The 24,837-nt window shown below is 67.4% G+C and carries 24 protein-coding genes; 16 read left to right on the top strand and 8 right to left on the bottom strand.

Annotated features, from left to right (window positions below; genetic code table 11):
• Positions 1-15: 15 nt before the first annotated feature.
• Positions 16-342, top strand: a complete 327-nt coding sequence (locus tag VQ067_RS04145) for a gamma-glutamylcyclotransferase family protein (protein ID WP_003093540.1) — start codon at positions 16-18, stop codon at positions 340-342.
• A 15-nt stretch (positions 343-357) separates the two neighbouring features.
• On the opposite strand, the gene pdxR is transcribed toward VQ067_RS04145, so the two are convergent.
• A complete protein-coding gene (gene pdxR / locus VQ067_RS04140) occupies positions 358-1,848 on the bottom strand; it encodes a MocR-like pyridoxine biosynthesis transcription factor PdxR (RefSeq protein ID WP_003129375.1) in 1,491 nt (496 codons plus the stop codon).
• A gap of 131 nt (positions 1,849-1,979) precedes the next feature.
• Here pdxR and VQ067_RS04135 point away from each other — a divergent pair, with 131 nt between their 5' ends.
• A complete protein-coding gene (locus tag VQ067_RS04135) occupies positions 1,980-2,438 on the top strand; it encodes a GNAT family N-acetyltransferase (protein WP_003110534.1) in 459 nt (152 codons plus the stop codon).
• A 49-nt stretch (positions 2,439-2,487) separates the two neighbouring features.
• Here the strand turns inward: VQ067_RS04135 and dkgB are convergent, their stop codons facing one another.
• Positions 2,488-3,306 (bottom strand): 2,5-didehydrogluconate reductase DkgB, encoded by an 819-nt coding sequence (gene dkgB, locus VQ067_RS04130; protein ID WP_003137520.1) that lies wholly within the window; start codon positions 3,304-3,306, stop codon positions 2,488-2,490.
• Between the two features lie 342 nt (positions 3,307-3,648).
• Here dkgB and VQ067_RS04125 point away from each other — a divergent pair, with 342 nt between their 5' ends.
• Positions 3,649-6,057 (top strand): TonB-dependent siderophore receptor, encoded by a 2,409-nt coding sequence (locus VQ067_RS04125; protein ID WP_003110536.1) that lies wholly within the window; start codon positions 3,649-3,651, stop codon positions 6,055-6,057.
• A 64-nt stretch (positions 6,058-6,121) separates the two neighbouring features.
• Here VQ067_RS04125 and VQ067_RS04120 read toward each other — a convergent pair whose 3' ends face one another.
• Positions 6,122-6,550: an Rrf2 family transcriptional regulator gene (locus VQ067_RS04120; protein ID WP_003101327.1), complete on the bottom strand. Its 429-nt coding sequence runs from the start codon at positions 6,548-6,550 to the stop codon at positions 6,122-6,124.
• 80 nt (positions 6,551-6,630) lie between these two features.
• Here VQ067_RS04120 and VQ067_RS04115 point away from each other — a divergent pair, with 80 nt between their 5' ends.
• From VQ067_RS04115 to xth, 3 genes are all read left to right on the top strand, one after another.
• Positions 6,631-7,563 (top strand): NAD(P)/FAD-dependent oxidoreductase, encoded by a 933-nt coding sequence (locus tag VQ067_RS04115; RefSeq protein WP_023443503.1) that lies wholly within the window; start codon positions 6,631-6,633, stop codon positions 7,561-7,563.
• A gap of 135 nt (positions 7,564-7,698) precedes the next feature.
• Positions 7,699-8,262, top strand: a complete 564-nt coding sequence (locus tag VQ067_RS04110) for a DJ-1/PfpI/YhbO family deglycase/protease (RefSeq protein WP_003110539.1) — start codon at positions 7,699-7,701, stop codon at positions 8,260-8,262.
• A gap of 22 nt (positions 8,263-8,284) precedes the next feature.
• A complete protein-coding gene (gene xth / locus VQ067_RS04105; protein ID WP_003137518.1) occupies positions 8,285-9,085 on the top strand; it encodes an exodeoxyribonuclease III in 801 nt (266 codons plus the stop codon).
• A 31-nt stretch (positions 9,086-9,116) separates the two neighbouring features.
• Here xth and VQ067_RS04100 read toward each other — a convergent pair whose 3' ends face one another.
• Positions 9,117-9,515, bottom strand: a complete 399-nt coding sequence (locus tag VQ067_RS04100) for a RidA family protein (RefSeq protein ID WP_003101334.1) — start codon at positions 9,513-9,515, stop codon at positions 9,117-9,119.
• 140 nt (positions 9,516-9,655) lie between these two features.
• On the opposite strand from VQ067_RS04100, the gene VQ067_RS04095 reads away from it, so the two are divergent.
• Positions 9,656-10,579 (top strand): LysR family transcriptional regulator, encoded by a 924-nt coding sequence (locus tag VQ067_RS04095; RefSeq protein ID WP_003137516.1) that lies wholly within the window; start codon positions 9,656-9,658, stop codon positions 10,577-10,579.
• 532 nt (positions 10,580-11,111) lie between these two features.
• The gene (gene piv / locus VQ067_RS04090) at positions 11,112-12,500 is read left to right on the top strand and encodes a protease IV (RefSeq protein WP_003110541.1); all 1,389 of its coding nucleotides are present in this window, start codon (positions 11,112-11,114) and stop codon (positions 12,498-12,500) included.
• A gap of 320 nt (positions 12,501-12,820) precedes the next feature.
• On the opposite strand, the gene VQ067_RS04085 is transcribed toward piv, so the two are convergent.
• A complete protein-coding gene (locus VQ067_RS04085; RefSeq protein ID WP_003093561.1) occupies positions 12,821-13,102 on the bottom strand; it encodes a peptidylprolyl isomerase in 282 nt (93 codons plus the stop codon).
• Positions 13,103-13,244: 142 nt separating this feature from the next.
• Between VQ067_RS04085 and VQ067_RS04080 the strand changes: the two genes are divergently transcribed.
• The 3 genes from VQ067_RS04080 (at position 13,245) to VQ067_RS04070 (ending at position 16,022) form a co-directional block, all read left to right on the top strand.
• Positions 13,245-13,646, top strand: coding sequence for a GFA family protein (locus VQ067_RS04080; protein ID WP_003129347.1), 402 nt, complete (start codon positions 13,245-13,247; stop codon positions 13,644-13,646).
• A gap of 99 nt (positions 13,647-13,745) precedes the next feature.
• Entirely contained in the window at positions 13,746-14,489 is a 744-nt protein-coding gene (gene eftM / locus VQ067_RS04075) for a class I SAM-dependent methyltransferase EftM (RefSeq protein WP_003093564.1), read from the top strand.
• Between the two features lie 237 nt (positions 14,490-14,726).
• Positions 14,727-16,022 carry an OprD family porin gene (locus tag VQ067_RS04070; RefSeq protein WP_033990647.1) on the top strand — a complete coding sequence of 432 codons (1,296 nt, stop codon included), beginning with the start codon at positions 14,727-14,729 and terminating at the stop codon, positions 16,020-16,022.
• A 42-nt stretch (positions 16,023-16,064) separates the two neighbouring features.
• Here the strand turns inward: VQ067_RS04070 and VQ067_RS04065 are convergent, their stop codons facing one another.
• Positions 16,065-17,708, bottom strand: a complete 1,644-nt coding sequence (locus VQ067_RS04065) for an acetolactate synthase large subunit (protein ID WP_003093568.1) — start codon at positions 17,706-17,708, stop codon at positions 16,065-16,067.
• A 283-nt stretch (positions 17,709-17,991) separates the two neighbouring features.
• On the opposite strand from VQ067_RS04065, the gene VQ067_RS04060 reads away from it, so the two are divergent.
• Both VQ067_RS04060 and VQ067_RS04055 read left to right on the top strand, forming a co-directional pair.
• Positions 17,992-18,711 (top strand): B3/B4 domain-containing protein, encoded by a 720-nt coding sequence (locus tag VQ067_RS04060; protein ID WP_023096439.1) that lies wholly within the window; start codon positions 17,992-17,994, stop codon positions 18,709-18,711.
• A 27-nt stretch (positions 18,712-18,738) separates the two neighbouring features.
• Positions 18,739-19,377 (top strand): FMN-binding negative transcriptional regulator, encoded by a 639-nt coding sequence (locus VQ067_RS04055; protein WP_003112977.1) that lies wholly within the window; start codon positions 18,739-18,741, stop codon positions 19,375-19,377.
• A gap of 3 nt (positions 19,378-19,380) precedes the next feature.
• Here the strand turns inward: VQ067_RS04055 and VQ067_RS04050 are convergent, their stop codons facing one another.
• Together VQ067_RS04050 and VQ067_RS04045 are read right to left on the bottom strand one after the other, a co-directional pair.
• Positions 19,381-19,848 (bottom strand): VOC family protein, encoded by a 468-nt coding sequence (locus VQ067_RS04050; protein ID WP_025921192.1) that lies wholly within the window; start codon positions 19,846-19,848, stop codon positions 19,381-19,383.
• A gap of 25 nt (positions 19,849-19,873) precedes the next feature.
• Complete coding sequence (locus VQ067_RS04045) at positions 19,874-20,896, bottom strand: GlxA family transcriptional regulator (RefSeq protein ID WP_003129343.1); 1,023 nt, start codon at positions 20,894-20,896, stop codon at positions 19,874-19,876.
• A gap of 307 nt (positions 20,897-21,203) precedes the next feature.
• Between VQ067_RS04045 and VQ067_RS04040 the strand changes: the two genes are divergently transcribed.
• The 3 genes from VQ067_RS04040 (at position 21,204) to VQ067_RS04030 (ending at position 24,809) form a co-directional block, all read left to right on the top strand.
• Entirely contained in the window at positions 21,204-21,932 is a 729-nt protein-coding gene (locus VQ067_RS04040) for a GntR family transcriptional regulator (protein ID WP_003101372.1), read from the top strand.
• Between the two features lie 93 nt (positions 21,933-22,025).
• On the top strand, positions 22,026-23,345 hold the full coding sequence (locus VQ067_RS04035) for an NAD(P)/FAD-dependent oxidoreductase (protein WP_033990648.1): 1,320 nt from the start codon (positions 22,026-22,028) through the stop codon (positions 23,343-23,345).
• A gap of 135 nt (positions 23,346-23,480) precedes the next feature.
• Complete coding sequence (locus VQ067_RS04030; protein ID WP_033990649.1) at positions 23,481-24,809, top strand: MFS transporter; 1,329 nt, start codon at positions 23,481-23,483, stop codon at positions 24,807-24,809.
• Positions 24,810-24,837 lie beyond the last annotated feature (28 nt).

Below are 24,837 nucleotides of genomic sequence, written 5' to 3'. Positions count from 1 at the left end.
TCAAGGGAGTTATCGATGCAGCGACTCTTCGTCTACGGCAGCCTCGGCCCCGGCCGTCCCAACGAACACCTGATGCAGAAGATCGGCGGGCAATGGCAGGCGGCCAGCCTCCGCGGTCGCCTGCTGGAAAAGGGCTGGGGCGCCGGGATGGGCTTTCCGGGCCTGGCGATCGACGCCGACGGCGAGGAAATCCACGGCCATGTGTTCGTCTCCGACCGCCTCGCCGAGCACTGGCCCGCGCTGGATGAATTCGAAGGCACCGAATACCGGCGCGTGGCGACCCGGGTAACGCTGGCCGACGGCGCCCAGGTCGATGCCTACGTCTACGCCCTGCGCGACTGAGCGCTTGCCGGCGGCCTAGGGATTCGCACGCAAACCGCGCAGGGTCTTCGCGAGGACCCCGACCGCCGCCTCCAGCTCGTCCGTGGTGTAGGCGGCGAAGCCCATCAGGAAACCCGCTCGCGGTGGCGCGGCGAGATGCAGGGCGCTGAGCCCGACCAGCTCGACACCGGCGCGGTATGCCGCCGCGATGGCGCGCGTTTCGTCGATTTCCGCGCAGAGCAGCCCGGGCATCTGTAGCCCGCCGGCCGGCACGCGCGGCTCGACCAGGCCGCCCAGACGCTTGCCTACCCGCTCCGCGAGGAATCCCAGGCGCTCGCCGTAGAGGTTGCGCATGCCGCGCACGTAGGCGCCGAAGTGGCCGCCGGCGATGAAGCGCGCCAGGGTCAGTTGCGCCAGCGAGGCGTTGTGCCCGTCCTGCAGGGAGCGGGCGACGGTCATCGGTGCCACCAGCGCCGGCGGCAGGACCATGTAGCCGATGCGCAGGCCGGGAAACAGCGACTTGGTGAACGTGCCGATGTAGAGCGTCCGCTCGTGGACGTCCAGGCCTTGCACGCAGGCGGTGGGCCGGCCGGCGTAGTGGAACTCGCTGTCGTAGTCGTCCTCGATGATCCATGCCTGCTGCCGCTGCGCCCATTCGATCAGCGCCAGGCGACGCTCCAGCGACAGGGTCACGCCGGTCGGGTAATGGTGCGACGGGGTCAGGCACAGCGCCCGCGCCGCCTGCGGCTGGGCGAGGATCGGCTCGGGCCGCAGGCCCTGTTCGTCGACCGGGACCGGCAGGCACTCCAGGCCGGCGGCCTCGAAGGCCTTGCGCGCGCCGTAGTAGGCCGGGTCCTCGACGAATATCCGCTCGCCGGCGTCGAGCAGCACGCTGGCGCAAAGACCCAGCGCCTGTTGCGAACTGGTCAGCACCAGTACCCGGTCGGCCGTGGCGCGTGCGCCACGCTCCAGGTTGACGTAGTCGGCGATCGCCTGGCGCAGCGGCTCGGCGCCCTGCGGGTCGCCGTGGGTCAGGGCGCGCGCGCCATATTCCTTGAGGACCTGGCGCTGCAGGCGCTCCCAGGTCGCCAGGGGAAAGGTGCGGGTCTCCGGCACGCCGGGAGCGAAGGGGCGCGGGACGAGCTGCTCGCGAACCCCGCCGCCAGCCTGCATCGCCTCGCCACGGCGGCTCAGTCGCGGCGCGCCGCCGACCCGCCGTGGAGCGCCCGCGCCGCGCCGGCCGGGGGACAGCCGGGTAGCCGCGGCCACCACGCTGCCGCTGCCGACCCGACGCTCGATGAAGCCCTCGGCATGCAGGTGCGAATAGGCCGCTTCGACGGTGTCGCGGGATACCCCCAACGACTGCGCCAGCGCCCGCGAGGCCGGCAACGGATTGCCCGGCGCCAGGGCACCGTCGAGGATCAGTTGGCGGATCGCGCGCTGGATTCGCGCATGCAGCGGCAGGGCCTGGAGCTGTGGATGGAGGAGTCGCGCCTTGACCGATTCGAGCAGTGATTGCCTGAACAAATGGTCTGCCCTCGATCATCTAATTGGTGGGATATGGCAAGCCATTAGGCGGCTATAAAAACACCCGGGTCAAGACCCTCGGTCCCGGCCTCCGCCGGATCGCCCCATCAAGCCAAAGAAGGAAGCACTGGATGCAATCCCTGCACACACTGGTATCGGTACGCCCCGTGGCACACGAGGACTTCGAACAGTGGCTCGAACACTGGAAGGCCTACCAGGCGTTCTATGAAGTCGAACTCTCGGCACAGACCACCGAGGCCACCTGGCGGCGCTTCTTCGACGAGGGCGAACCGATGCACTGCGCGGTGGCCAGCGACGGTCGCCGCCTGCATGGCATCGTCAACTTCCTCTACCACCGCTCGACCTGGGCGGCACAGGACGTCTGCTACCTGGAAGACCTCTATGTCTCGCCCGACGTGCGCGGCCAGCAGATCGGCAAGCAGTTGATCGAGTACGTCCGCCGGCAGGCCGAGGAACGTCGCTGCGCGCGGCTCTACTGGCATACCCAGGAAAGCAACCACAGGGCGCAGCGCCTGTACGACTGGGTGGCGGACAAGCCGGGCGTGATCGAATACCGCATCGAGCTCTGAACCGACCGCGCGACCGGAGCCTCGGCGCGGCGGACCCTCGACGCGGTTCTCAGTCCCAGGCCGGCGCCAGGCCCTGCGGACTGACCTCGCGGCCGTTACGCTCGAGGCCGGCGATGCGCGCCATGTCCTCGGCGTCCAGGCGCAGGTCGCGCGCCAGCAGGTTGCTGGCGAGGTTCTCGCGGCGGGTCGAGGACGGAATCACCGCGTAGCCCAGTTGCATCGCCCAGGCCAGCGCCACCTGGGCGACCGTGGCCCGGTGCCTGGCGGCTATCCCGGCCAGCGCCGGGTCCTTCAGCACCTTGCCGTAGGCCAGGGTCATGTACGAGGTGACCGCGATGCCCTGCTCCTCGAGGTAGGCGGTCAGCGCGCGGTTCTGCAAGTAAGGGCTGAGTTCGATCTGGTTGGTGGATATCTCGCCCGCACCGACCGCGGCGATGGCCTGGCGGGTCAGCTCGATGTTGAAGTTGGAGACGCCGATCCGCCGGGTCAGGCCCAGGGACTTGGCTTCCGCCAGCGCCGCCATGTACTCCGCCAGCTCGACGCCGTTGCCGGGTGCCGGCCAATGGATCAGGACCAGGTCCAACCGGTCGGTGCGCAGTTTCTCCAGACTCTCGCGCAGGCTGGCGAGCAGCTTTTCGCAGGCGTAGTTGTCGACCCAGACCTTGGTAGTGAGGAACAGCTCGGAACGCGGTACGCCGCTCTCGGCGATCGCGCGTCCGATATCCGCCTCGTTGCCGTAGATCTGCGCGGTATCGATGGCGCGATAACCCAGCTCGAGGGCGCTGCGCACCGAGTCGACGACGACCTGGCCGGTGAGGCGGAAGGTGCCGAGACCGAAGGACGGGAGGGGGTGGATGGTGGACGACATGGCTGCGCTCCGTGGGCGGGATGACTCGAAGGAAGCGCAGTGTGGCGGCTTACATCTCTTCGATTAAGGCCCGAATCGAGCAAATTCATTTGCGTTGTAATCACGAATCCAGGCGGCCTTCACGGGAGGTATCCAGCGGAAACTCCCGCCAGCCGCTGGCAGAACGCAGCTCATCGGATTCTCGCGAATACTACTGATAACGATAATCTCTATCATTTACTCCATTTTTACATTTACATACACTTGCCCCGCCGCGAATTCCTACGCCGGTTTCCCACATAAACAAGAAACGCAGCCGGTCGCGCCAACGGCCTGCCTGCGCCGCCATCCAGGACACTGCAGATGAAACACGTCGTTTCCAGTGCGTTATTGCTCGGTCTCTCCTCGCTTTCCCTGGCCGCCCAGGCCGCTCCCATCGCCCTTGACCTTCCCGCCCAGCCCCTGGCCGCATCCCTCGAGCAATTGCAGGGCGCCAGCGGCCTGCGCATCCGTTTCGACCGCGCGGCCGTGGCCGACCGGCGCGCACCGGCCCTACGCGGCACGCTGGAGCCGAGCGAGGCACTGCAGCGTCTGCTCGCAGGTTCCGGACTGAGCGGGGAGGTACGGGGCGGCGACGCCTGGGTCGAGGCCGCGGCGACAGGTGCCGGCATCGCCCCCGGCGACAGCGTCGACCTCGGCGCGCTCAGCGTGGTCGCCACCCAGGACCCGGCCACCGCCGCCATCACCGAAGACAGCGGCTCCTACACCACCCGGGCGATGCGCACCTCGACCAAGCTGGCAATGTCGATCCGCGAGACCCCTCAGTCGGTCAGCGTGGTCACCCGCCAGCGCATGGACGACCAGGGCATGCGCGACCTCAACGACGCGGTGAAGGGCGTCACCGGCCTAACCGTGCAACAGTACGGGCCGGCCCGGGTGAAGTACGCGGCGCGCGGCTTCGACGTCGACAACATCATGTACGACGGCCTGCCGACGAGCATTTCCACCTATACCCAGGACGTCATTTCCGCCGCCGACCTGGCCATGTTCGACCGCGTCGAAGTGGTGCGCGGTGCCACCGGCCTGATGCAGGGCGCAGGCAACCCGGCGGCGGCGATCAACATGGTGCGCAAGCGTCCGACCCAGGACTTCCGCGCCTCCCTGCAAGGCAGCGTCGGCACCTGGGACCGCTATCGCAGCGAGGCCGACGTTTCCGGTCCGCTGAACAGCGAAGGAACCCTGCGCGGCCGCGCGGTGGTCGCCTACCAGAAAGGCAACAGTTTCCAGGACCACGTCAGCAGCGAACGCGGCGTGTTCTACGGGATCGCCGAAGCCGACCTGAGCCCGGACACCACCTTCGCCATCGGCGCCTCGAACCAGAACGACAACCGCAACGACAACTGGGTAGGCCTGCCCAGCCCGCTGGGCGGCCGCCACCTGGACCTCAAGCGCTCGTCCTACTACGGCGCCGACTGGTCCTACTGGGATACCGACACCACCCACCTGTTCAGCGACCTGACCCACCGCTTCGCCAACGGTTGGCAGATGAAGCTGGCCGCCGACAAGCTGTGGGCGCGAATCAACATGCTCGGGCTGTACAACGACTGCTACTACTCGACCACCGGCTGCGCCAGCATGACCCAGAACCCCGGCGACTACAGCTACACCGACGACCACGACAGCTATGACGCCTATGCCAACGGTCCCTTCCAGTTGCTCGGCCGCGAGCACGAGCTGGTGGTCGGCGCCAGCTATCGCCAGGAACGCTTCGACGGCCACGGCGGCTGGGGCAGCCTGTTCAACAAGGACGGCACCCCGACCGGGCCGATGGACCCGACCCAGTGGGACCCGAGTTCGACCCTCAAGCCGAGGCTGAACACCAGCCTGTGGGGCATGAAGCTCGACCAGGAACAGAAAGGCGCCTACCTCACCACCCGGTTGAACCTCGCCGACCCGCTGAAAGTGATCCTCGGCGGGCGCCTGGACTGGTACAAGGCCGACGCCGATACCGACAGCTACAAGGTCACCCGCAACGTCACCCGCTATGCCGGGGTGATCTACGACCTGAACCAGACCTACTCGGTCTACGCCAGCTATACCGACATCTTCAAGCCGCAGAGCAACTTCGACGCCGGCGGCGGCCTGCTCGACCCGATCACCGGCAAGAACTACGAGATCGGCCTGAAGGGCGAACACTTCGGCGGCGCGCTCAATTCGCAGATCGCGCTGTTCCAGATCGACCAGGAAAACCGCGCCACCGAGGACGTCGGCGGCCCCTCGCCATGCCCCTTCAGCCCCACCTCGCGCTATTGCTCGCGCGCTTCGGGCAAGGTCCGCAGCCAGGGCGTCGACCTGGAGCTGAGCGGTGCGCTGAGCGACGACTGGCAGATGATGGCCGGCTATACCTACGTCGACGCCAAGTACAAGCACGACAGCAACAAGGCCAACGAGGGCAAGCCATTCGACGCGGCCAAGCCACGCCACCTGTTCAAGCTCGCCACCAGCTACACGCTGCCCGGCGAACTGCACAAATGGCGCGTCGGCGGCGACCTGGCCACCCAGAGCAAGACCGAGGACAGCAGCACCGGTTTCCAGCAGGGCGGCTACACCGTGGTCAACGCCATGCTCGGCTACAAGGTCAGCGAACGGATCGACACACGGCTGAACTTCAACAACCTGTTCGACAAGTACTATTACAGCGGCATCGACTTCGGCAACCTCAACTACGGCGAGCCGCGCAACCTGATGTTCACGGTGAAGTACTCGCTCTGATCCCGGACCGCCGGCGTGCCTCCGCAGGCGCGGCGGCGGTGTCCGAACGGCCCTTCCAGGCGCCTCAGCAGGGCCGATAGCGGCGCTCGAACTCGCTCGCCAACTGCTCCAGCGTGACGCTCCCCAGGCGCTCCAGGAGCAACGCCTGCGCCGCCTCGAACGCCTCGCCGAGCGCTTCGTTGACCGCCTGCTCGACCAGGCATTCCGGATGATCGGTAGACAGGCCGATGGCGAAGATCGAGGACGCTCCCAGCGCCTGGTGGATATCCAGCAAGGTGATGTCCGCCAGCGGCTTGGCCAGCCGCCAACCGCCGCGATGGCCCTTCTCCGAACTCACGTAGCCTTCGTTCTTCAGCAGCGCCATGGTCCGTCGCACCACCACCGGGTTGGTGCCGAGCATCTGCGCGATGGCTTCGGAAGTCGCCGGCCCTTCGTGGCGGGCCATATGGATCAGCACATGGAGCATGCGCGAGAGGCGGGTGTCGTTTCTCATGAACGGCGGGCTCGTGACGGAAAGACCATGAGTATGTCTCGCTACAGAAAAAGTTACGAGAGCGTTGACAAGCGCATCTCATGAAACTTACGTTGTTGCGTGACTATCCGAATGGGAGATACGCCATGACTTTCGACGTGATCATCGTGGGCGGCAGCTACGCCGGCATCTCCGCGGGCATGCAACTGGCGCGGGCGCGGCGCAGGGTGCTGGTGATGGATACGGGACTGCGACGCAACCGCTTCGCCCGGGCCTCCCACGGCTTTCTCGGCCAGGACGGCCGCGATCCGGCGGCCATCGCCGATGACGCCCGCGCGCAGTTGCTGGCCTATCCCAGCGTCGAGTGGCTGTCCGAAGCCGCCGTCGCGGCGAAGAAGGAGGCGGACGGTTTCGTGGTGAAGGCCGCCAACGGAGAACGCTTCACCGCGCGCCGGCTGATCCTCGCCAGCGGGGTCGCCGACGACCTGCCGGAGATCCCCGGTCTTGCCGAGCGCTGGGGACGGCACGTGTTCCATTGCCCGTATTGCCACGGCTACGAACTGGACGGCGGGCCGGTTGGCGTACTGGCGGCCTCGCCGCTGGCCATCCACCACGCCCTGATGTTGCCCGACTGGGGAGCGACCACCTTCTTCCTCAACGGCGTCTTCGAACCGGATGCCGAGCAAATGTCCAGGCTGGACCGGCGCGGCGTGGCGATCGAGCGCGAAGCCGTGGTCGCGCTGGGCGGCGCGCGCGCCGACGTGACCCTGGCCAGCGGCCGCACGATTACGCTCGCGGGGTTGTTCACCCAGCCGCGTACGCGCATGGCCAGCCCGCTGGCGGCGTTGCTCGGCTGCGAGTTCGAGGACGGGCCGAGCGGGCCGTTCATCAGGACCGACGGCATGCGCGAAACCAGCGTTCCCGGCGTCTTCGCCTGCGGCGACGCGGCGCTGGCGGCCGGCAACGTCGCCATCGCGGTGGGCGACGGCGCGCGCACCGGTGGCGCGGCGCATCATTCGCTGCTGTTCCGCTGACGCCGGAGGCTGACAGGCCAAGGATCCGGCCCACCGCCCGGCAAATCTTTCGAACTCCCCGGCGTTCCGGCTTTCCACTCTCCTGCATGTCACGCCACGGCGCCCGCCACGGGCGCCCCAGCAGAGGAGAAAACCATGAGCGCGAAGCTGCAAGGCAAGAACGTCCTGGTCATCACCGCCAACACCGGCATCGAGCGCGACGAGCTGCTCGAACCGCTGAAGACCCTGAAGCGACAGGGCGCCACGGTCACCCACGCGACCATCGAGGGCGGCGAAGCGCAGACCTGGGTACACGACAGCGAGAAGGACCTGATCGTCAATTCCGACGCCAGGCTGCAAGGCCTGCGCGCCGAGGACTACGACTTGCTGCTGGTCCCCGGCGGCACGGTGAATGCCGACACCCTGCGCCAGGACAGCGAGGCCCGGCGCCTGGTCAGGGAATTCAGCGACGCAGGCAAGACGGTCGCCGCCATCTGCCACGGCCCCTGGCTGCTGATCGACGCCGGCGTCGCCCGCGGCAAGACCCTGACCTCCTATTCCAGCGTGCGTATCGACCTGACCAACGCCGGCGCGAACTGGGTCGACACGCGGGTGAAAGTCTGCCCGGCGAACGGCTGGACCCTGATCACCTCGCGCAACCCGGGTGACCTGCAGGCGTTCAACGAAGCCATCGGCGAAGCCCTGCAGGCGGCCGCCTGATCGTCATTCGCGGAGACAAGCGGTGGACACCCTGAAGATCGCCACCTTCAACGTCAACGGCATCCAGACCCGGCTGGCCGCGCTGCTGGCCTGGCTGGAGCGGGAAGCGCCGGACATCGTCTGCCTGCAGGAACTGAAGACGCCCGACGCGCGCTTCCCCGCCGCGGCGCTGGAGAGGGCCGGATACGGCGCGATCTGGCAGGGCCAGTCGGCGTGGAACGGCGTCGCCATCCTCGCCCGCGACAGCCAGCCGCTGGAGGTACGCCGCGGCCTGCCGGGCAACGCCAGTGATCCCCACAGCCGCTACCTCGAAGCGGCCGTCGACGGCCTGCTGGTGGCCAGTCTTTACCTGCCCAATGGCAATCCCCAGCCGGGACCGAAGTTCGACTACAAGCTGGCCTGGTTCGAGCACCTCATCCGCCACGCCGCCGAGCTGATGGAGAGCGGCCATCCGGTGGTGCTGGCCGGCGACTTCAACGTGGTGCCCAGCGACTTCGATATCTACGACACCCGCTCCTGGAAAAAGGACGCCCTGCTCCAGCCGGAGTCCCGCGAGTGCTTCGAGCGCCTCCTGCGGCAGGGCTGGGTGGACGCGCTACGCCAGCGTTTCCCCGACCGGCGCATCTATACCTTCTGGGACTACTTCCGCCAGCACTGGCAACGCGACGCCGGGCTGCGCATCGACCACCTGCTGCTCAGCGCCAGCCTGGCGGACCACCTGGAAGACGCCGGGGTGGATCGCTGGGTGCGCGGCGAGGAGCACGCCAGCGACCACGCACCGGCCTGGGTAAGCCTGCGGCGTCCCTCAGAGCCCCGGCGCTAGCCGAGCTGGCCCCGGCACTGCGCATCGGCTCTCACCGCCCCTCCGGCAACCTCGCCACCACCTTGATCTCGAAGCTGAAGCCATACAGCCAGTTCACCCCCACCGCCGTCAGCGTGGGGTACGGCGCCTCGCCCCAGTACTCCGGGACGATCTTCCAGATGCGCTCGAAGTTGGCCTCGGCGTCGACCATGAACACGGTGACGTCGAGCACATCGTCGAACCCGCAACCGGCCGCGGCGAGCACCGCATTCAGATTGTCGAAGGCGCGGCGGACCTGGGTCTCCAGCTCGGGTTCGGGAGAGCCGTCGTCGCGGCTGCCGACCTGGCCGGAGACGAACAGCAGGCCGTCGCTGCGGACCGCCGGGGAATAGCGGTTGCGCTCGTAGAGGGCCTGGCGGCCGGCGGGGAAAACCACGTCGCGTACAGTCATGCGATACCTCCATCCTGGGGCTCCCGGCCCCGTCATCGTCGATGGAAGAACGGTAAGGTCGTGCGCGCCGTGGATAAACGCGCAACCCTGGCCATGACTGTTTGTAGAATCCAAACAATCCTCCACGACCCGGAGTCCCGATGGACCGTTTCGATGCGATGCAGGCCTTTGCCCGTGTGGTGGAGACCGGCAGCTTCACCAAGGCGGCGGAGACGCTGCACATGAGCCGCACCAGCGTCACCCAGTTGGTCCAGCAACTGGAAGCGCGGCTGCGGGTACGCCTGCTCAACCGCACCACGCGCAAGCTCAACCTGACCGCCGACGGCGCCGCCTACTACGAGCGGGTGGTACGCCTGCTGGCGGAACTGGACGATGCCGAGACCAGCCTCTCCAGCGCCGCCCTGGCGCCCCGCGGGCGTCTCCGGATCGACGTGCCGAGCCCGCTGGCGCGGCTGCTGCTGATCCCGGCGTTGCCCGAGTTCCATGCGCGCTATCCGGATATCCAGATCGACCTGGGCGTGAGCGATCGGCTCGTCGACCTGATCGACGAGAACGTCGATTGCGTCATCCGCGGCGGCGAACTGCGCGACCAGTCGCTGATGGCGCGGCGGGTCGGCGACCTGCAACTGGGGGTCTACGCGGCACCGGCCTACTTGCAGCGCGCCGGCGTGCCGAGCCACCCGCGCGAACTGGAGGACAGCCACCAGCGCATCGTCGGCTTCCTCTGGGCGCGCACCGGCAAGGCCCTGCCCTACGCCATGCACAGAGGCGAGGAAAGCCTGCGGGTGGCGGGCCGCCATGTGCTGGCGGTGGACGACGGCAACGCCTACCTGGCGGCCGGGCTGGCCGGCCTGGGCATCCTCTGGCTGCCGCACTACATGGCGCGTGAGCCCCTCGCCCGCGGCGAGCTGCTGCCGCTGTTCGAGGACTGGAGCCTGGAGCCGATGCCGCTGTACCTGGCGTTCCCGCCGAACCGCCACGTCAGCGGCAAGCTGCGGGTGTTCATCGAGTGGGTCGCCGAACTGATCGCGCGGCATGCGCCGCCGTTGCATCCGCCGCTCTGAAACAAAGACGGAGGCGTATCCTGGAAAACCCTGGAGTAATGGTAAGCGGCCAGGGCTCTATATATGCCCCGCGATTATAAAGATGACTGATACGATCATAAGCCGGATATCCTGAAATTCAACCAAGCCGACATCGGAACGGTTTCCGAGCGATGAATGAAAGATTCACTCAGCCTTATATTCAGGACTGGTCAAACCGGATAACTTGAAAATCCGGATTTCGTTAACCCGATCACATCGACAGATGCACCAGCAAAGCACTCGCGCACTACACCCTGCACCTCTATGAAGCAAGCCGAAGGCTCTATAGCGGCACTCCAGACCAAACTTTAGTTGGTAGAGAGAGCACTCCAACATCAATGACAAGTGAGGGGAATAGCTATCTATTCTGCTATCCATAAACGATTCTTCATATTTAATAGCTAGCAGAAACGAATATAAAAAATATTTGAACGACTCCGTCACCCCTGCATATCTTTCGCCACGCGAACGATTAAGGAAGTTGCCCTCCCCAAACTGAAGGAGTCGATTCATGCATAAGAGAACGTACCTGAATGCATGCCTGGTTCTCGCGCTGGCTGCGGGCGCGAGCCAGGCCTCGGCCGCGCCCGGTGCGAGCGAAATGGCTGGCGACGTCGCCGTGCTCCAGGCTTCTCCGGCGAGCACCGGCCACGCCCGCTTCGCCAACCCCAACGCGGCGACCTCGGCGGCCGGCATTCACTTCGCCGCGCCCCCCGCCCGCCGCGTGGCCCGCGCCGCGCCGCTGGCGCCGAAACCGGGTACGCCGCTGCAAGTAGGCGTGGGCCTGAAGACGGCGACTCCGGAAATCGACCTGGCAACCCTCGAATGGATCGACACCCCGGACGGGCGCCACACCGCGCGCTTCCCGATCAGCGCCGCGGGGGCCGCCAGCCTACGCGCCGCGATTCGCCTGGAAACCCGCAGCGGCTCGCTGCCCGACGACGTGCTGCTGCACTTCGCCGGCGCCGGCAAGGAAATCTTCGAGGCCAGCGGCAAGGACCTCTCGCTCAACCGTCCCTACTGGAGCCCGGTCATCGAGGGCGATACCCTGACCGTCGAACTGGTGCTGCCGGCCAACCTGCAACCGGGCGACCTGCGCCTGTCGGTACCCCAGGTATCGTATTTCGCCGACTCCCTGTACAAGGCCGGCTACCGCGACGGCTTCGGCGCCAGCGGCAGCTGCGAGGTGGATGCGGTCTGCGCGACCCAGAGCGGCACGCGGGCCTACGACAACGCCACCGCCGCGGTGGCGAAGATGGTCTTCACCAGCTCGGCGGACGGCGGCAGCTACATCTGCACCGGCACCCTGCTGAACAACGGCAACTCGCCCAAGCGCCAGCTGTTCTGGTCGGCCGCGCACTGCATCGAGGACCAGGCCACCGCCGCGACGCTGCAGACCATCTGGTTCTACAACACCACCCAGTGCTACGGCGACGCCTCGACCATCAACCAGAGCGTCACCGTGCTGACCGGCGGGGCGAATATCCTGCACCGCGACGCGAAGCGCGACACCCTGCTGCTGGAACTCAAGCGTACTCCGCCGGCCGGCGTGTTCTACCAGGGCTGGAGCGCCACGCCGATCGCCAACGGCTCGCTCGGCCATGACATCCACCATCCGCGCGGCGACGCCAAGAAATACTCGCAGGGCAACGTCTCGGCAGTGGGCGTCACCTACGACGGGCATACCGCCCTGACCCGCGTCGACTGGCCGTCGGCGGTGGTCGAAGGCGGCTCGTCCGGCTCGGGCCTGCTGACCGTCGCCGGCGACGGTTCCTACCAGCTACGCGGTGGCCTGTACGGCGGCCCCTCGTACTGCGGCGCGCCCACCTCACAGCGCAATGACTACTTCTCCGATTTCAGCGGCGTCTATTCGCAGATATCCCGCTACTTCGCGCCCTGAGGCCAGCCAGGCTATCGATCACGCACCGGCGGATAACCGCGCAGCGGTTATTCGCCCTACGCCTGGATCGGCGCGTGAAAGTGCAGCTTCTTTCATCGGTCCGGAACAGGTGCCAACGGCATTATCCGCCGTTTATCCCGCGCAGCGGTTATTCGCCCCACACCCGGATTGGCGCGTGGAAGTGCGGCTTCCTTCATCGGTCCGGGACAGGTAGGGCGCATAACGCCAACGGCGTTATCCGCCGTTTACCCCGTGCAGCGGTTATTCGCCCCACGCCCGGATCGGCGCGTGGAAGAGGGGCGTTATGCGCCGCCGCACGTTCAGTCCTGGCGGCTGGTGACTTCCAGCAGGTGGTAGCCGAACTGGGTCTTCACCGGGCCCTGGACCACGTTCAACGGCGCGCTGAAGACCACCTGGTCGAACTCGCGGACCATCTGGCCAGGACCGAACGAACCCAGGTTGCCGCCGTCGCGGCCGGAGGGGCAGGTGGAATGCTCGCGGGCGACTTCGGCGAAATCCGCACCACCTTCGATGGCGGTTTTCAGTTCGTTGCACTTGGCTTCGCTGGAAACCAGGATGTGGCGGGCAGTGGCTCGGGCCATGGGGAAATACTCCTAGGGTGAAACGGCAGAGCCTAGCAGACATCGACGCCAGCACCGACAGCCCACGACCAGAGGAGGCACTCGACAAGCATGGCGCGGGCTGCTTGACTCGCCGCCTTTGCGAATCCGGGAACGCCTTCCGATGAGCCAGACTTTCCACGGCAGTTGCCTGTGCGGCGCGCTGCGCTACCGCCTGTCGTCGCCCCCGCGGGCGCTCTCCCACTGTCATTGCAGCCAGTGCCGCAAGGCCCATGGGGCGGCATTCGCCAGTTATGGCAGCGTCCCCGTCGCGGACCTGCACATCGACCGCGGCGCCGACCTGCTCGCCGCGTTCAGCTCCTCCCCCGCCGTGCTCCGGCGCTTCTGCTCGCGCTGCGGCTCGCCGCTGTTCTGGTCAAGGAGCGAAGGCAAGTTCGCCGACTGGGTATCGGTCGCCCTCGGCAGCCTGGACACGCCCTTCCCATCGGAGAAACAGAAGCATGTCCAGGTCGCGTCGATGGCCTGCTGGTACCGGATAGCCGACGACTGGCCGCGGTTCGACTGAAGTCCGCCCGCGATCCGCCGGCCGGTGCCTGTTTTTTCGCCGGCAAAGCCCGGGCCTGGGGTACCATGCCGCGCCCTTCGCCGCCGGTCCTTGCCGCCCATGTCCGCCACTGCGCTGTACACCGACCTGTCCCACTATTACGACCTGATGTGCGCCGACATCGACTACCAGGCGCAGAGCCACTGCGTGCGTCGCCTGCACCAGTTGTTCGGCAACCAGGGCCGGCGGCACCTGGACCTGGCCTGCGGTACCGGCCCTCACGTGAGGCACTTCCTCGATTTCGGCTATCGCAGCGCCGGCCTGGACATCAACCAGCCGATGCTCGACCTCGCCCGACAGCGCTGCCCCGAAGCGCACTTCAGCCGGCAGGACATGGCCGGCTTCCAGGTGGACGAGCCGCTGGACCTGATCACCTGTTTCCTCTATTCGATCCACTACAACGCAGGGCTGGAGCGCTTGCGCGCATGCCTGGCCAGCGTGCATGGCGCACTGGCGGATGGCGGCGTGTTCTGTTTCAACACGGTGGACAAGGGGCAGATCGACAATCGCTCGTTCGTCCGCCATTCCGTGGAGCATCGAGGCAGCCGCTTCACCTTCGGTTCCGGCTGGTACTACAGCGGCGAGGGCGAGCGCCAGGCGCTGCGCCTCGGTATCGAGAAAACCACGGACGGAACGACCCAGACCTGGGAGGACGAACACCCCATGGTCGCCCTCAGCTTCGCCGAGCTGCAGCACCTGTTGCAGACGCATTTCGAGGTGCAGGTCTTCGAACACGACTACGAACGGATCACGCCCTGGGCCGGCAGCTCCGGGAATGCCCTGTTCGTCTGCGTGAAGCGCTAGCCTCCGGATATCCTGGCGCAAACGTGACGATCAGGCTGGCACGGGCGGGGCAGCGTTTCACAGGGGGCTGCGGAGGATTCTTCGTCGCTTTCGGCACGCTGCGTCCGACCCGCTAGAGGCCTGCCTGGCCGACGATCCGTGCGCGCCTTCTCGGCTAGACCAAGGTCGCAAAGACCCCGCCGACCATCTGTGACACCTTCGCGCGCTTTTTTACCCCCCGCTGTCGAGAGTCACCGCATGTCCGCCCCGTTTTCCCCCCGTTCGCCCCGCACCCTTCGCGGCCTGGGCGCCCTCGCCCTGTGCGGCGGATTCGTCGCCCCGGCCCCTGCCGCCTTCCTCGAGGACGGCAGCGCGCGCCTGGAAGCGCGCACCGTCTACTTCAACCGCGACTTCCGCGACGGCAGCTCGGCCAACCCGCAGGGCGCCTCCAAGCGCGAGGAAGCCGCGCAGGGCTTCATCCTCGACCTGCGCTCGGGCTATACCGAGGGCGCGCTGGGCTTCGGCGTGGATACCCTGGCGATGCTCGGGATCAAGCTCGACTCCAGCCCCGCGGACAGCAACAGCGGCCTGCTGCCTTCCAGCGGCCACGATCCGCGTCGCTCGGTCGACCAGTACGCCAAGGCCGGCGTCGCCGGCAAGATGCGCTTCTCGCAGACACAGTTCAGATACGGCGCGATGCTGCCGGACATGCCGTTGCTGAAATACAACGACGGACGCCTGCTGCCGACCCTGTTCCACGGCGCCCAGCTGACCAGCGAGGAGATCGCCGGGCTCAGGCTCTCCGCCACCCGCCTGGAGCGCTACACCGCGCGGGACTCCAGCGATGCCCAGGACATCCGCCTGCACTGCAAGAACAAACGCTACGCCTGCGACACCACCGGCAACCGCTTCGACGCCTACCAACTCGACTACCAGGTCAACGACGGCCTGCTGTTGCAATACGCCCAGGGCGGCCTGCGCAACGTCTATCGCCAGCGCTACCTCGGTGCCGTGGGCAAGCGGCAGCTCGGCTCCGGCAAGCTGAGCGCCGACCTGCGCTGGTTCGACAGCGAGGACGCCGGCGCGGCCCGCGCCGGCAAGATCGACAACCGCGCCCTCAGCCTGCTGCTCGCCTACGCCCAGGGCGGCCACACGCTCAGCGCCGGCTGGCAGCGGATGAACGGCGCCAGCTCGATGCCCTACCTCGACGGCAGCAATCCGTACCTGGCCAACTACCTGCAGGTGAACGACTTCGCCAACCCCGAGGAACGCTCCTGGCAACTGCGCTACGACTTCGACCTGCGCAGCGTCGGCGTGCCCGGCCTGAGCTTCATGACCCGCTACGTCAACGGCGACCATATCCGCCTGGCCAACGGCGACGAGGGCAAGGAATGGGAGCGCGACATCGAGCTGAAGTACGTGGTGCAGAGCGGCCGCTTCAAGGACCTCAGCCTGCGCCTGCGCAACGCCACCTACCGCACCGACTTCGAGCGCTCGGCGCGCGACGTGGACGAGGTGCGCCTGATCGCCAGCTACAACCTGTCGCTGTTCTGAGCCGTCGCGCCGGAACGCACGCCGGCGCGACGCTCCGGCGGTTCAGACCGCCAGGGCGCGTTCGCGCAGCTCGACGTTGAGGATGCGGTCGTTCTCCGAGTAATCCACCGGGCAATCGATCACATGCACCCCGGGCGTGCCCAGGCAGCGCTCCAGCAACGGCAGGAAGCCCTCGGCACTGTCGACCCGGTGGCCGTGGGCGCCGTAGGCCTCGGCATAGCGCACGAAGTCCGGGTTGCCGTAGTCCAGCCCGAAGTCGGCGAAGCCCATGTTCGATTGCTTCCAGCGGATCATCCCGTAGCCGTTGTCGCGCAGGATGATCACCGTCAGGTTCATCTTCAGCCGCACCGCGGTTTCCAGTTCCTGGCTGTTCATCATGAAGCCGCCATCGCCGCACACCGCGACGATCGGCCGGTCCGGGTAGACCAGGTGCGCGGCCATCGCCGAGGGCAGGCCGGCGCCCATGGTGGCGAGGGCGTTGTCCAGCAGCACGGTGTTGGGCATGTGCGCCTTGTAGTTGCGGGCGAACCAGATCTTGTACATGCCGTTGTCCAGGGCGACTATGCCCTGCGACGGCAACGCCCGGCGCACGTCGGCCACCAGGCGCTGCGGATAGAGCGGGAAGCGCGGGTCGTCGGCGCCTTCGGCGACCTGCGCCTCGTTGGCCTCGCGGATCGCCAGCAGGCGGGTGAAGTCCCAGTGCGCGGTATCGTCCAGCGCCTCGCCGATCTGCCAGATGGCGTTGGCGATGTCGCCCACCACTTCGATCTGCGGGAAATACACCGGGTCCACCTCGGCGGAACGGAAGTTCACGTGGATCACCTCGGTACCGCCGCGAACCATGAAGAACGGCGGCTTCTCGATCACGTCGTGGCCGACGTTGACGATCAGGTCGGCCGCCTCCACCGCGCGATGCACGAAGTCGCCGGCGGACAGCGCGGCGTTGCCGAGGAAGCGCGGGTGACGCTCGTCGACCACGCCCTTGCCCATCTGGGTGGTGACGAAGGGAATGCCGGTCTTGTCGATCAGTTGCTTGAGGACCTTGGCGGTCATCTTGCGGTTGGCCCCGGCGCCGATCACCAGGATCGGGCTGCGCGCGGCGCGCAGCTTCTCCACCGCGGCGCAGATCGCCTTGTATTCCGCCAGCGGCCGGCGGCTCAGGCTCGGCGGGATGGGCAGGCTGTCGGTCTGCTCGGCGGCGATGTCCTCCGGCAGCTCGAGGTGCACCGCGCCGGGCTTCTCTTCCTCGGCCAGGCGGAACGCCTCGCGGACCCGCGAGGGAATGTTGTCGGCGGAGGCCAGTTGGTGGGTGTACTTGGTCAGCGGCTGCATCATGCCGACCACGTCGAGGATCTGGAAGCGGCCCTGCTTGGACTTCTTGATCGGCTTCTGCCCGGTGATCATCAGCATCGGCATGCCGCCCAGGTAGGCGTAGGCGCCGGCGGTGACCAGGTTGGTGGCGCCCGGGCCGAGGGTCGACAGGCTGACCCCGGTCTTGCCGGTGAGGCGCCCGTAGGTGGCGGCCATGAAACCGGCCGACTGCTCGTGACGGGTGAGCACCAGCCGGATCTGCGACTTGCGCAGGGACTCCAGCAGGTCGAGATTCTCCTCGCCGGGAATTCCGAAGACGTACTGCACGCCCTCGTTTTCCAGGCATTGCACAACCACATCGGCTGCCTTGGCCATCTGCGTTCTACCTCGGGTGGTGGCGGTTCTGACCGCTCGAACACTGCGCCCCTCGCGCCTCGCTGTCCAGCCCCGACCGGCCGGCGGAAGGCTCTGGCGCCGGCTTCGCCGGCAAGCGAACGCCGCTCCCGCCATTAGCGCAGCTGAACCCGACCACCCGATCATCAGCACAGCTAATAATTCATTCGCTGATTTCATGGTGAGGGCGGAGCCCGGATGGTAGAAATCCACCTACCGCTTTACGCGCCGCGCCCCTCCATCTCACCGAACCCTGAAGACGACCATGCCCGAGCACGCCCCGATCCTCCCCGTCATCGCCGCCGAGGTGGCCGCCCTCGCCCCCGGTTTCCGCGCCCTGAGCCTCACCGTCGAGGCGGCGCCGATCGTTCGTCCGGAAATCGCCGGCCGCGCCGTGGAGCGCGCCTGCCAGGCGCTGGCGCGTGGCGAACCGGACTGGGCCGAGGCGCACCTGGCAGCCTGGGCCGAGGCGTTCCGCCGCTTCGGCGCCAAGCCGCAGCGTACCCCCTGCTCCGCCGAAGCCCTGCGCAAACGCGCGCTGCGCGACGGCGGGCTGCCGAGCATCGACCCGGTGGTGGACCTGTACAACGCCATCAGCGTGCAATTCGCCATTCCGGTAGGCGGCGAGAATCTCGCCGCCTATGCCGGCCCGCCGCGCCTGGTGGTCGCCGACGGCAGCGAGACCTTCGACACCCTGAAGAACGGCGAGGCGGTCGACGAATCCCCCGACCCCGGCGAGGTGGTCTGGCGCGACGACCTCGGCGTCACCTGCCGCCGCTGGAACTGGCGCCAGGGCGTGCGCACCCGCCTGGATGCCAGCGCCCGGCGCATGTGGTTCATCCTCGAGAGCCTGCCGGAAATGCCGCTGGCGGCCCTGCACGAAGCGGGCGGCCTGCTGCTCGACGAATTGCGCCTGATGATGCCCGGCATGCGCGCCGACTCGCGCCTGCTGTGCGTGGCGACGGTACCCGCCGACAGCGTATAAGGACCCAGTCCCCGAGGAGAACAGAACATGTACCTGCCTTCGCATTTCGAAGAGTCCGACCCGCAGGCGCTGCACGCGCTGATCCGGGACTATCCGCTGGGCCTGCTGGTCAGCCACGGCGAAGCGGGCCTGGACGCCAACCACCTGCCGTTCGAGCTGAGCCCGGCAAAGGGCGCGCAAGGCACCCTGGAAGCCCATGTCGCGCGCAACAACCCGGTTTGGAGCGAGCTGCGCGACGGCGACGAGGTGCTGGTGGTGTTCCGCGCCGGCGATGCCTACATCTCGCCGCAGTGGTACCCGAGCAAGCAGGAGCACCACCGCCAGGTGCCGACCTGGAACTACCGGGTGGTCCACGCCCACGGCCGGGTGCGGATCCGCGACGACGAACGCTATGTGCGCGGACTGGTGGCGCGCCTGACCCGCACCCACGAGGCGACCCAGGAAACGCCCTGGAAAATGACCGACGGCCCCGCCGACTACATCGACGAGATGCTCCGGCTGATCGTCGGCATCGAAATCGAGATCACCCGCCTGGTCGGCAAGTTCAAGCTCAGCCAGAACAAGGAAGCCCGCGATATCCGCGGCGCCAGCGCAGCGCTGCTGGCCCGCGGCGAACAGGCGATCGGCGCGGCCATGGACGATTGCGCCGCCCGGCGCGACGGCTGAGGCTCAGGCCTCGCCCGGCTGCGGCCGGTGGTGGACGAACTCGACCACCGTGCCGTCCGGCAGCAGCGCATTGAAGCAGGCACCGGTGGGCGCGCGCGCCGGCCCGAAGATGATCTGCGCGCCGGCAGCCAGCAAGCGCCGGTGATAGGGCTCGATGTCGTCCACCAGCAGGGTGCCAGTGGTGCTGCGGAACGGCGCCAGCGCCTCGTCGCTGCCCTCCAGCAGGAGGAAGGCGCCGACTGCGGCGAGTGTCAGGCGTTTCTCGGGAAAGTCGAAGCGCATGTCGTGGGCGACGCCCTGCAGGTCTTCGTAGAAAGCGATGGCCGCATCGATGCTGCCCGGTTCCAGGTAGACACGGATGAACACCCGCGGCTCGGCGAAACCGGACGAGTCGTTGACGCGACGCCAGAGAAAAGGCTGGGACATGGCGCAGGACCTCCGCAGGTCAGGGCGAAAGGTCCGTTCTAGCATGCCGGCCGCGTCCGGCGAAACGCCCTCATTTCGTCGAGCGGACGTTGCCGTAGCGCACTTCTTTCGACGGCGGGTAGCCGTAGAAGGCGGTGTAGCACTTGCTGAAGTGGCTGGGCGAGACGAAGCCGCAGGCGACCAGGACCTCCAGCATGGTCAGGTCGGAATGTTGCAGCAGGCGCCGGCACTCGGTGATCCGCAACTCCAGGTAGTAGCGCACCGGCGTGGTTCCGAGCTGCTGCTGGAACAGCCGCTCGATCTGCCGCCGCGAGCGCCCCACGTAGTGGGCGAGCTGCTCCTGGCTGAGCGGTTCCTCGATATTCGCCGCCATCAGGTTGATCACTTCGCGCAGCGGCTCGCTCATCTTCTCGTGCAGGGCCGGGCGCACCCGTCGGTAGCGCGACTCCTCGAAGGCGAGGATATCCACCACCGCCTCCACCAGGTCGCGCCCGTGGCGCCGGGCGATCCACTCCAGCGCCAGGTTGAAGGCGCCGGTGGGGCTGGCCGCGGTCAGGCGGTCGCGGTCGACCATGTAGCTGTCGCTGGTCACCTGGCTGTTGCGGGCGATCTCGGCGAGGGCGGCGCGGTGCTCGGGATGGATGCAGCAGCGGTAGCCATCCAGCAGGCCGGCGTCGCCGAGGAACCAGGCACCGTTCCACAGCCCGGCCAGGGCGACGCCGCGCGACGCCACGTCCTGCAACGCTTCCCGCAGCGCGGCGGACGAGCGCAGGGGCGTGCGCAAACCGCCGCAGACCACCAGCAGGTCGAGTCCTTGCCGCGCCGCCGAGGCGAGCGCCAGGTCCGGGCAGATCAGCAACCCGAGGTCGCTGGTCACCGGCTCGCCGCTCAGGCTGAAGTTGCTCACCGCGAAGGACTCGCTGCGGATCAGGTTGGCGGTCACCAGGGTGTCCAGCGCCTGGGTGAAGGCCGGCAGGGAAAAGTGTTCGAGCAGCAGGAAGCCCACCCGTGCCCGTGCCGAGCCCCCCTCCCCGGCCCCGGTGAACCTGAGGTTCTGCCCTTGCAGGGCGGCGCTGAAACGCCTTCTTTCCATCGATTCGTGCCTCTTGTTCTTCTTGTTCCCGGCCAGCGGGCCGCGACGCCTGCCGTCGCGGCGAAAACCCCGGGCGCTCCATCATATGCGCAAGCCATGTGACTTGGCGCCTTCCTGGCGCGCCGGGGGAATATGCTCAAATACGCCCTCGGGGGGCTGCCCCTTTCGCACGCCACGGCGTCAGCGGAAACAGCGCGGACGAACGGTACGGAAACGCCCCGAAAAACCTGTAGACATATTGTCTAACAGAATCCTATAGTCATTATACAAACTGTAGACACAGCCCATGACAAGTAGAAAGGCCTCCATGAAAGCCCAACCCGACGTCGACTCGAACAGCGCCGATGCCCCCTTCGACCGCAAGGCGGTGCTGGGCGATGCGCTGCGCCGGCGGATCCTGAGCATGGAACTGGCGCCCGGCGCGGTCGTCGACGAACTCGCCCTGTGCGACGAGTTCGGCCTCTCGCGCCCGCCGGTGCGCGAACTGCTGCGGCAGATCGCCGCCGAGGGCTACATCGAACTGGAAGCCAATCGTGCGCCGCGCGTCGCGGCCATGAGCCACGACTCGCTGCACGCCTTCTTTCTCGCCGCGCCGCTGATCTACATCGCCACCACGCAACTGGCGGCCACCCATGCCAGCGAAGCGGAGATCGAGACGCTCAAGGCGATCCAGGAAGATTTCCGCAAGGCCATCGAAGAGAAGCATGTGGAAAACCGCGTCATCCACAACGACGCCTTCCACCTGGAGATCGGCAGGATGGCCCACAACGACTACCTCATGCCCAGCCTGCGCCGCTTGCTGATCGACCATGCGCGGCTGGGCAAGATCTTCTACCGCCATCCGACCACCGACGACATGCAACGCGACCTGGAACTCGCCTGCGACCAGCACGACCAGATCGTCGATGCCATCCAGCGGCGCGATCCGGATGCGGCGGCGGACATCGTCCGTGCGCATTTCGAGCTGTCGCGCCGGCGCATGGCCGAGTACGCGGCGCCGGCCGGAGTGGAGGTGGCGCTGGTCTACGAGGGTTAGCGAGCCCCCCGCGCCACGGCCCCGCCCGAGAAGCGGAGGCGGTCACGCAGGGGATGGTTACCGGGTTCCAATAACAAGAGTCAGGTCCCTGCGATGACGAAAGTAACCCACCTCCCGGCCGACGACCGTTCCTGCGGCTGGTACCACCTCAGCCCGCCGCGGCGGCCGAAGCCGGCCCACTACGGCAGGAGCGCCGCCCGCTGGGTGGTGGTCGGCGCCGGCTTCACCGGCCTCGCCGCCGCGCGCCAGCTGGCGCTGCATTTTCCGGACGAGGAGATCGTCCTGGTCGAGGCCCAGGAAGTCGGCTTCGGTACCGCCGGGCGCAACGCCGGCTTCGCCATCGACCTGCCCCACGACATCGGCGCCGACGACTACATCGGCGACATAGCGACAGCCCGGATCGGCCTGAAGCTCAATCTCGCCGGCCAGTCGCTGCTCCGCGAACAGGTGCAGCGCCATGCCATCGACTGCCAGATGAAGGCCTGCGGCAAGTACCAGGCGGCCGTCGAGGCGCGCGGCGTGGCTGTGCTCGACGCCTACCGGCGCGGCCTCGATCGGCTCGGCCAGGCCTACGAGGTGATCGAGGCGGACGACCTCCCGGGACACATCGGCACCGCCTTCTATCGCAAGGCCCTGTTCACCCCCGGTACCCTGCTGGTGCAGCCCTCGGCCCTGGTCAAGGGCCTGGCCGACAGCCTGCCGGGCAACGTCAGCCTCTACGAACACACACCGATCACCGCCGTGGAATATGGCGACAGGTCCCTGCTGAGCCATCCCCACGGCAGCATCCTGGCCGACCGCCTGGTCCTCGCCAACAACGCCTTCGGCATGAGCTTCGGCTTCCTCCAGGGGCGGATGCTGCCGATCTTCACCTACGCCAGCCTGACCCGGCCGCTCGATGCCGAGGAGCAGGCCAGCCTCGGCGGGCGCCCCTACTGGGGCCTGATCCCGGCCGACCCTTACGGCACCACGGTGAGGCGTACCCCGGACAACCGCCTGCTGATCCGCAACAGCTTCAGTTTCAACCCTGACGGACGCAGCGCCGGGAAGTACCTTGAGCGCTTCGCCGTACGCCATCGCGCCTCGTTCCGCCAGCGCTTCCCGATGCTCCCGGAAGTCGGCTTCGACTACACCTGGGGCGGCTCGCTGGCGCTGTCGAGGAATCACATGGGGCACTTCGGCGAGCTGGCGCCCAACGTCTATGGCGCCCTGTGCTGCAACGGCCTGGGGGTAACCCGCGGGACCGTCACCGGGAAGCTGCTGGCCGACTGGCTGGCGGGCGAACGCAACGAGCTGATCGACTTCCTGCTGCGCGCGCCCGGTCCCAGCGGCAATCCACCCGAACCACTCCTTTCCCTTGGCGTGAACCTCAACCTGAGGTGGGGGCAGTATCGAGCAGGTAGAGAAAGCTAGGCATCCCTAGTAACGCGCCCACGGGCGCCGACTTCGATTCAGACGGCCATTGAAGACCGGAGCTGGAGAGCGTTCCAGCCTCGCGGATTCGCTCGGCCCGAATTCACCGGCAGCGGTTAGAACCAGGAGACAATAATGACAAATCCTACGACCTCGATCGAAGACGTACCCCTCAACGCCTTCCACCGGCTGTTGACCCTGCGCTCCGGCGGCGGCTCCTTCGTCGACGGCTACGTGCTGAGCATCATCGGCGTGGCGATGCTGCAGATGACCGCGGCATTGCAACTGAGCAGTTTCTGGCAGGGCATGATCGCCGCCTCGGCGCTGGTCGGCATCTTCTTCGGCGGTTTCCTCGGCGGCTGGCTGACCGACCGCCTGGGCCGCCGCAGGCTGTTCTTCGTCGGCCCCAGCCTGTTCGTCCTCGCTTCCCTGGCGCAGTACGGGGTCGACTCGGCGGCGACGCTGTTCGTCCTGCGCTTCCTGATCGGCGTGGCGGTGGGCATCGAGTACCCGGTCGCCACCGCCTTGCTGGTGGAGTTCCTGCCGAAGAAGTATCGCGGACCGCGCCTGGCCACCCTGACCATCCTCTGGTTCGCCGGCGCCGCCTTCGCCTACCTGGTCGGCGACCTGATCCTGCGCAGCGGCGGCGAGGACGCCTGGCGCCTGGTACTGGCCAGCACCGCGGCGATCGGCGCCGTGCTGTTCCTGCTACGCATCGGCACCCCCGAGTCGCCGCGCTGGCTGCTGAGCAAGGGCCGCGACGCGGACGCAGAACGGGTCATCCGCCAGGTCTACGGCGAAGCCTTCTCGCTGGCGAACCTGCCCGAACAGGCGCTGGAACGGAAGGTCACCATCTGGCACCTGCTCTACGCCGGCTACGGCAAGCGCATGCTCTTCGTCACCCTGTTCTGGACCTGCTCGGTGATCCCCGTGTTCGCCGTCTACGCCTTCGCGCCCAAGGTGCTGCTGGCGCTGAACCTGAAGGGCGACTGGGCCTCCTACGGTTCGGTGGCGATCACCCTGCTGTTCGTCATCGGCTGCATCATCGCCACCCGCCTGATCAACCGCATCGGCCGGCGCTGCATGCTGCTGCACAGCTTCCTCTGGTCCGGCCTGGCGCTGCTCGGGCTGGGCGTCTTCCACGCCGGCTCGGAGGCGACCATCCTCGGCCTGTTCGGTGCCTACGCGCTGTTCATCGGCGGCGCCCAGGTGCTGCAACTGGTCTACCCGAACGAACTGTTCCCCACCGAGATCCGCGCCTTCGCGGTCGGCGTCGGCACCTCGTTATCGCGCGTCGGCGCCGCGGTGGGCACCTACCTGGTGCCGCTTTCCCTGGAAACCCTGGGTACCGCCCAGACCATGTACGCCGCCGCGCTGGTGACCCTGCTCGGGCTGCTCGTGACCTGGGCCCTGGCGCCGGAAACCCGTTCGCTGAACCTGCAGCAGGCGGCTTCGCTCACCTGAACCACCCGCCGCGGCAGCGTCCGCCGGG

This window comes from Pseudomonas sp. KBN12P06040 (assembly GCF_037574965.1).
GTDB lineage: Bacteria > Pseudomonadota > Gammaproteobacteria > Pseudomonadales > Pseudomonadaceae > Pseudomonas > Pseudomonas aeruginosa.
Note: the sequence above shows the minus strand (reverse complement) of the source record. Positions and strands in the feature narration are given on the sequence as shown.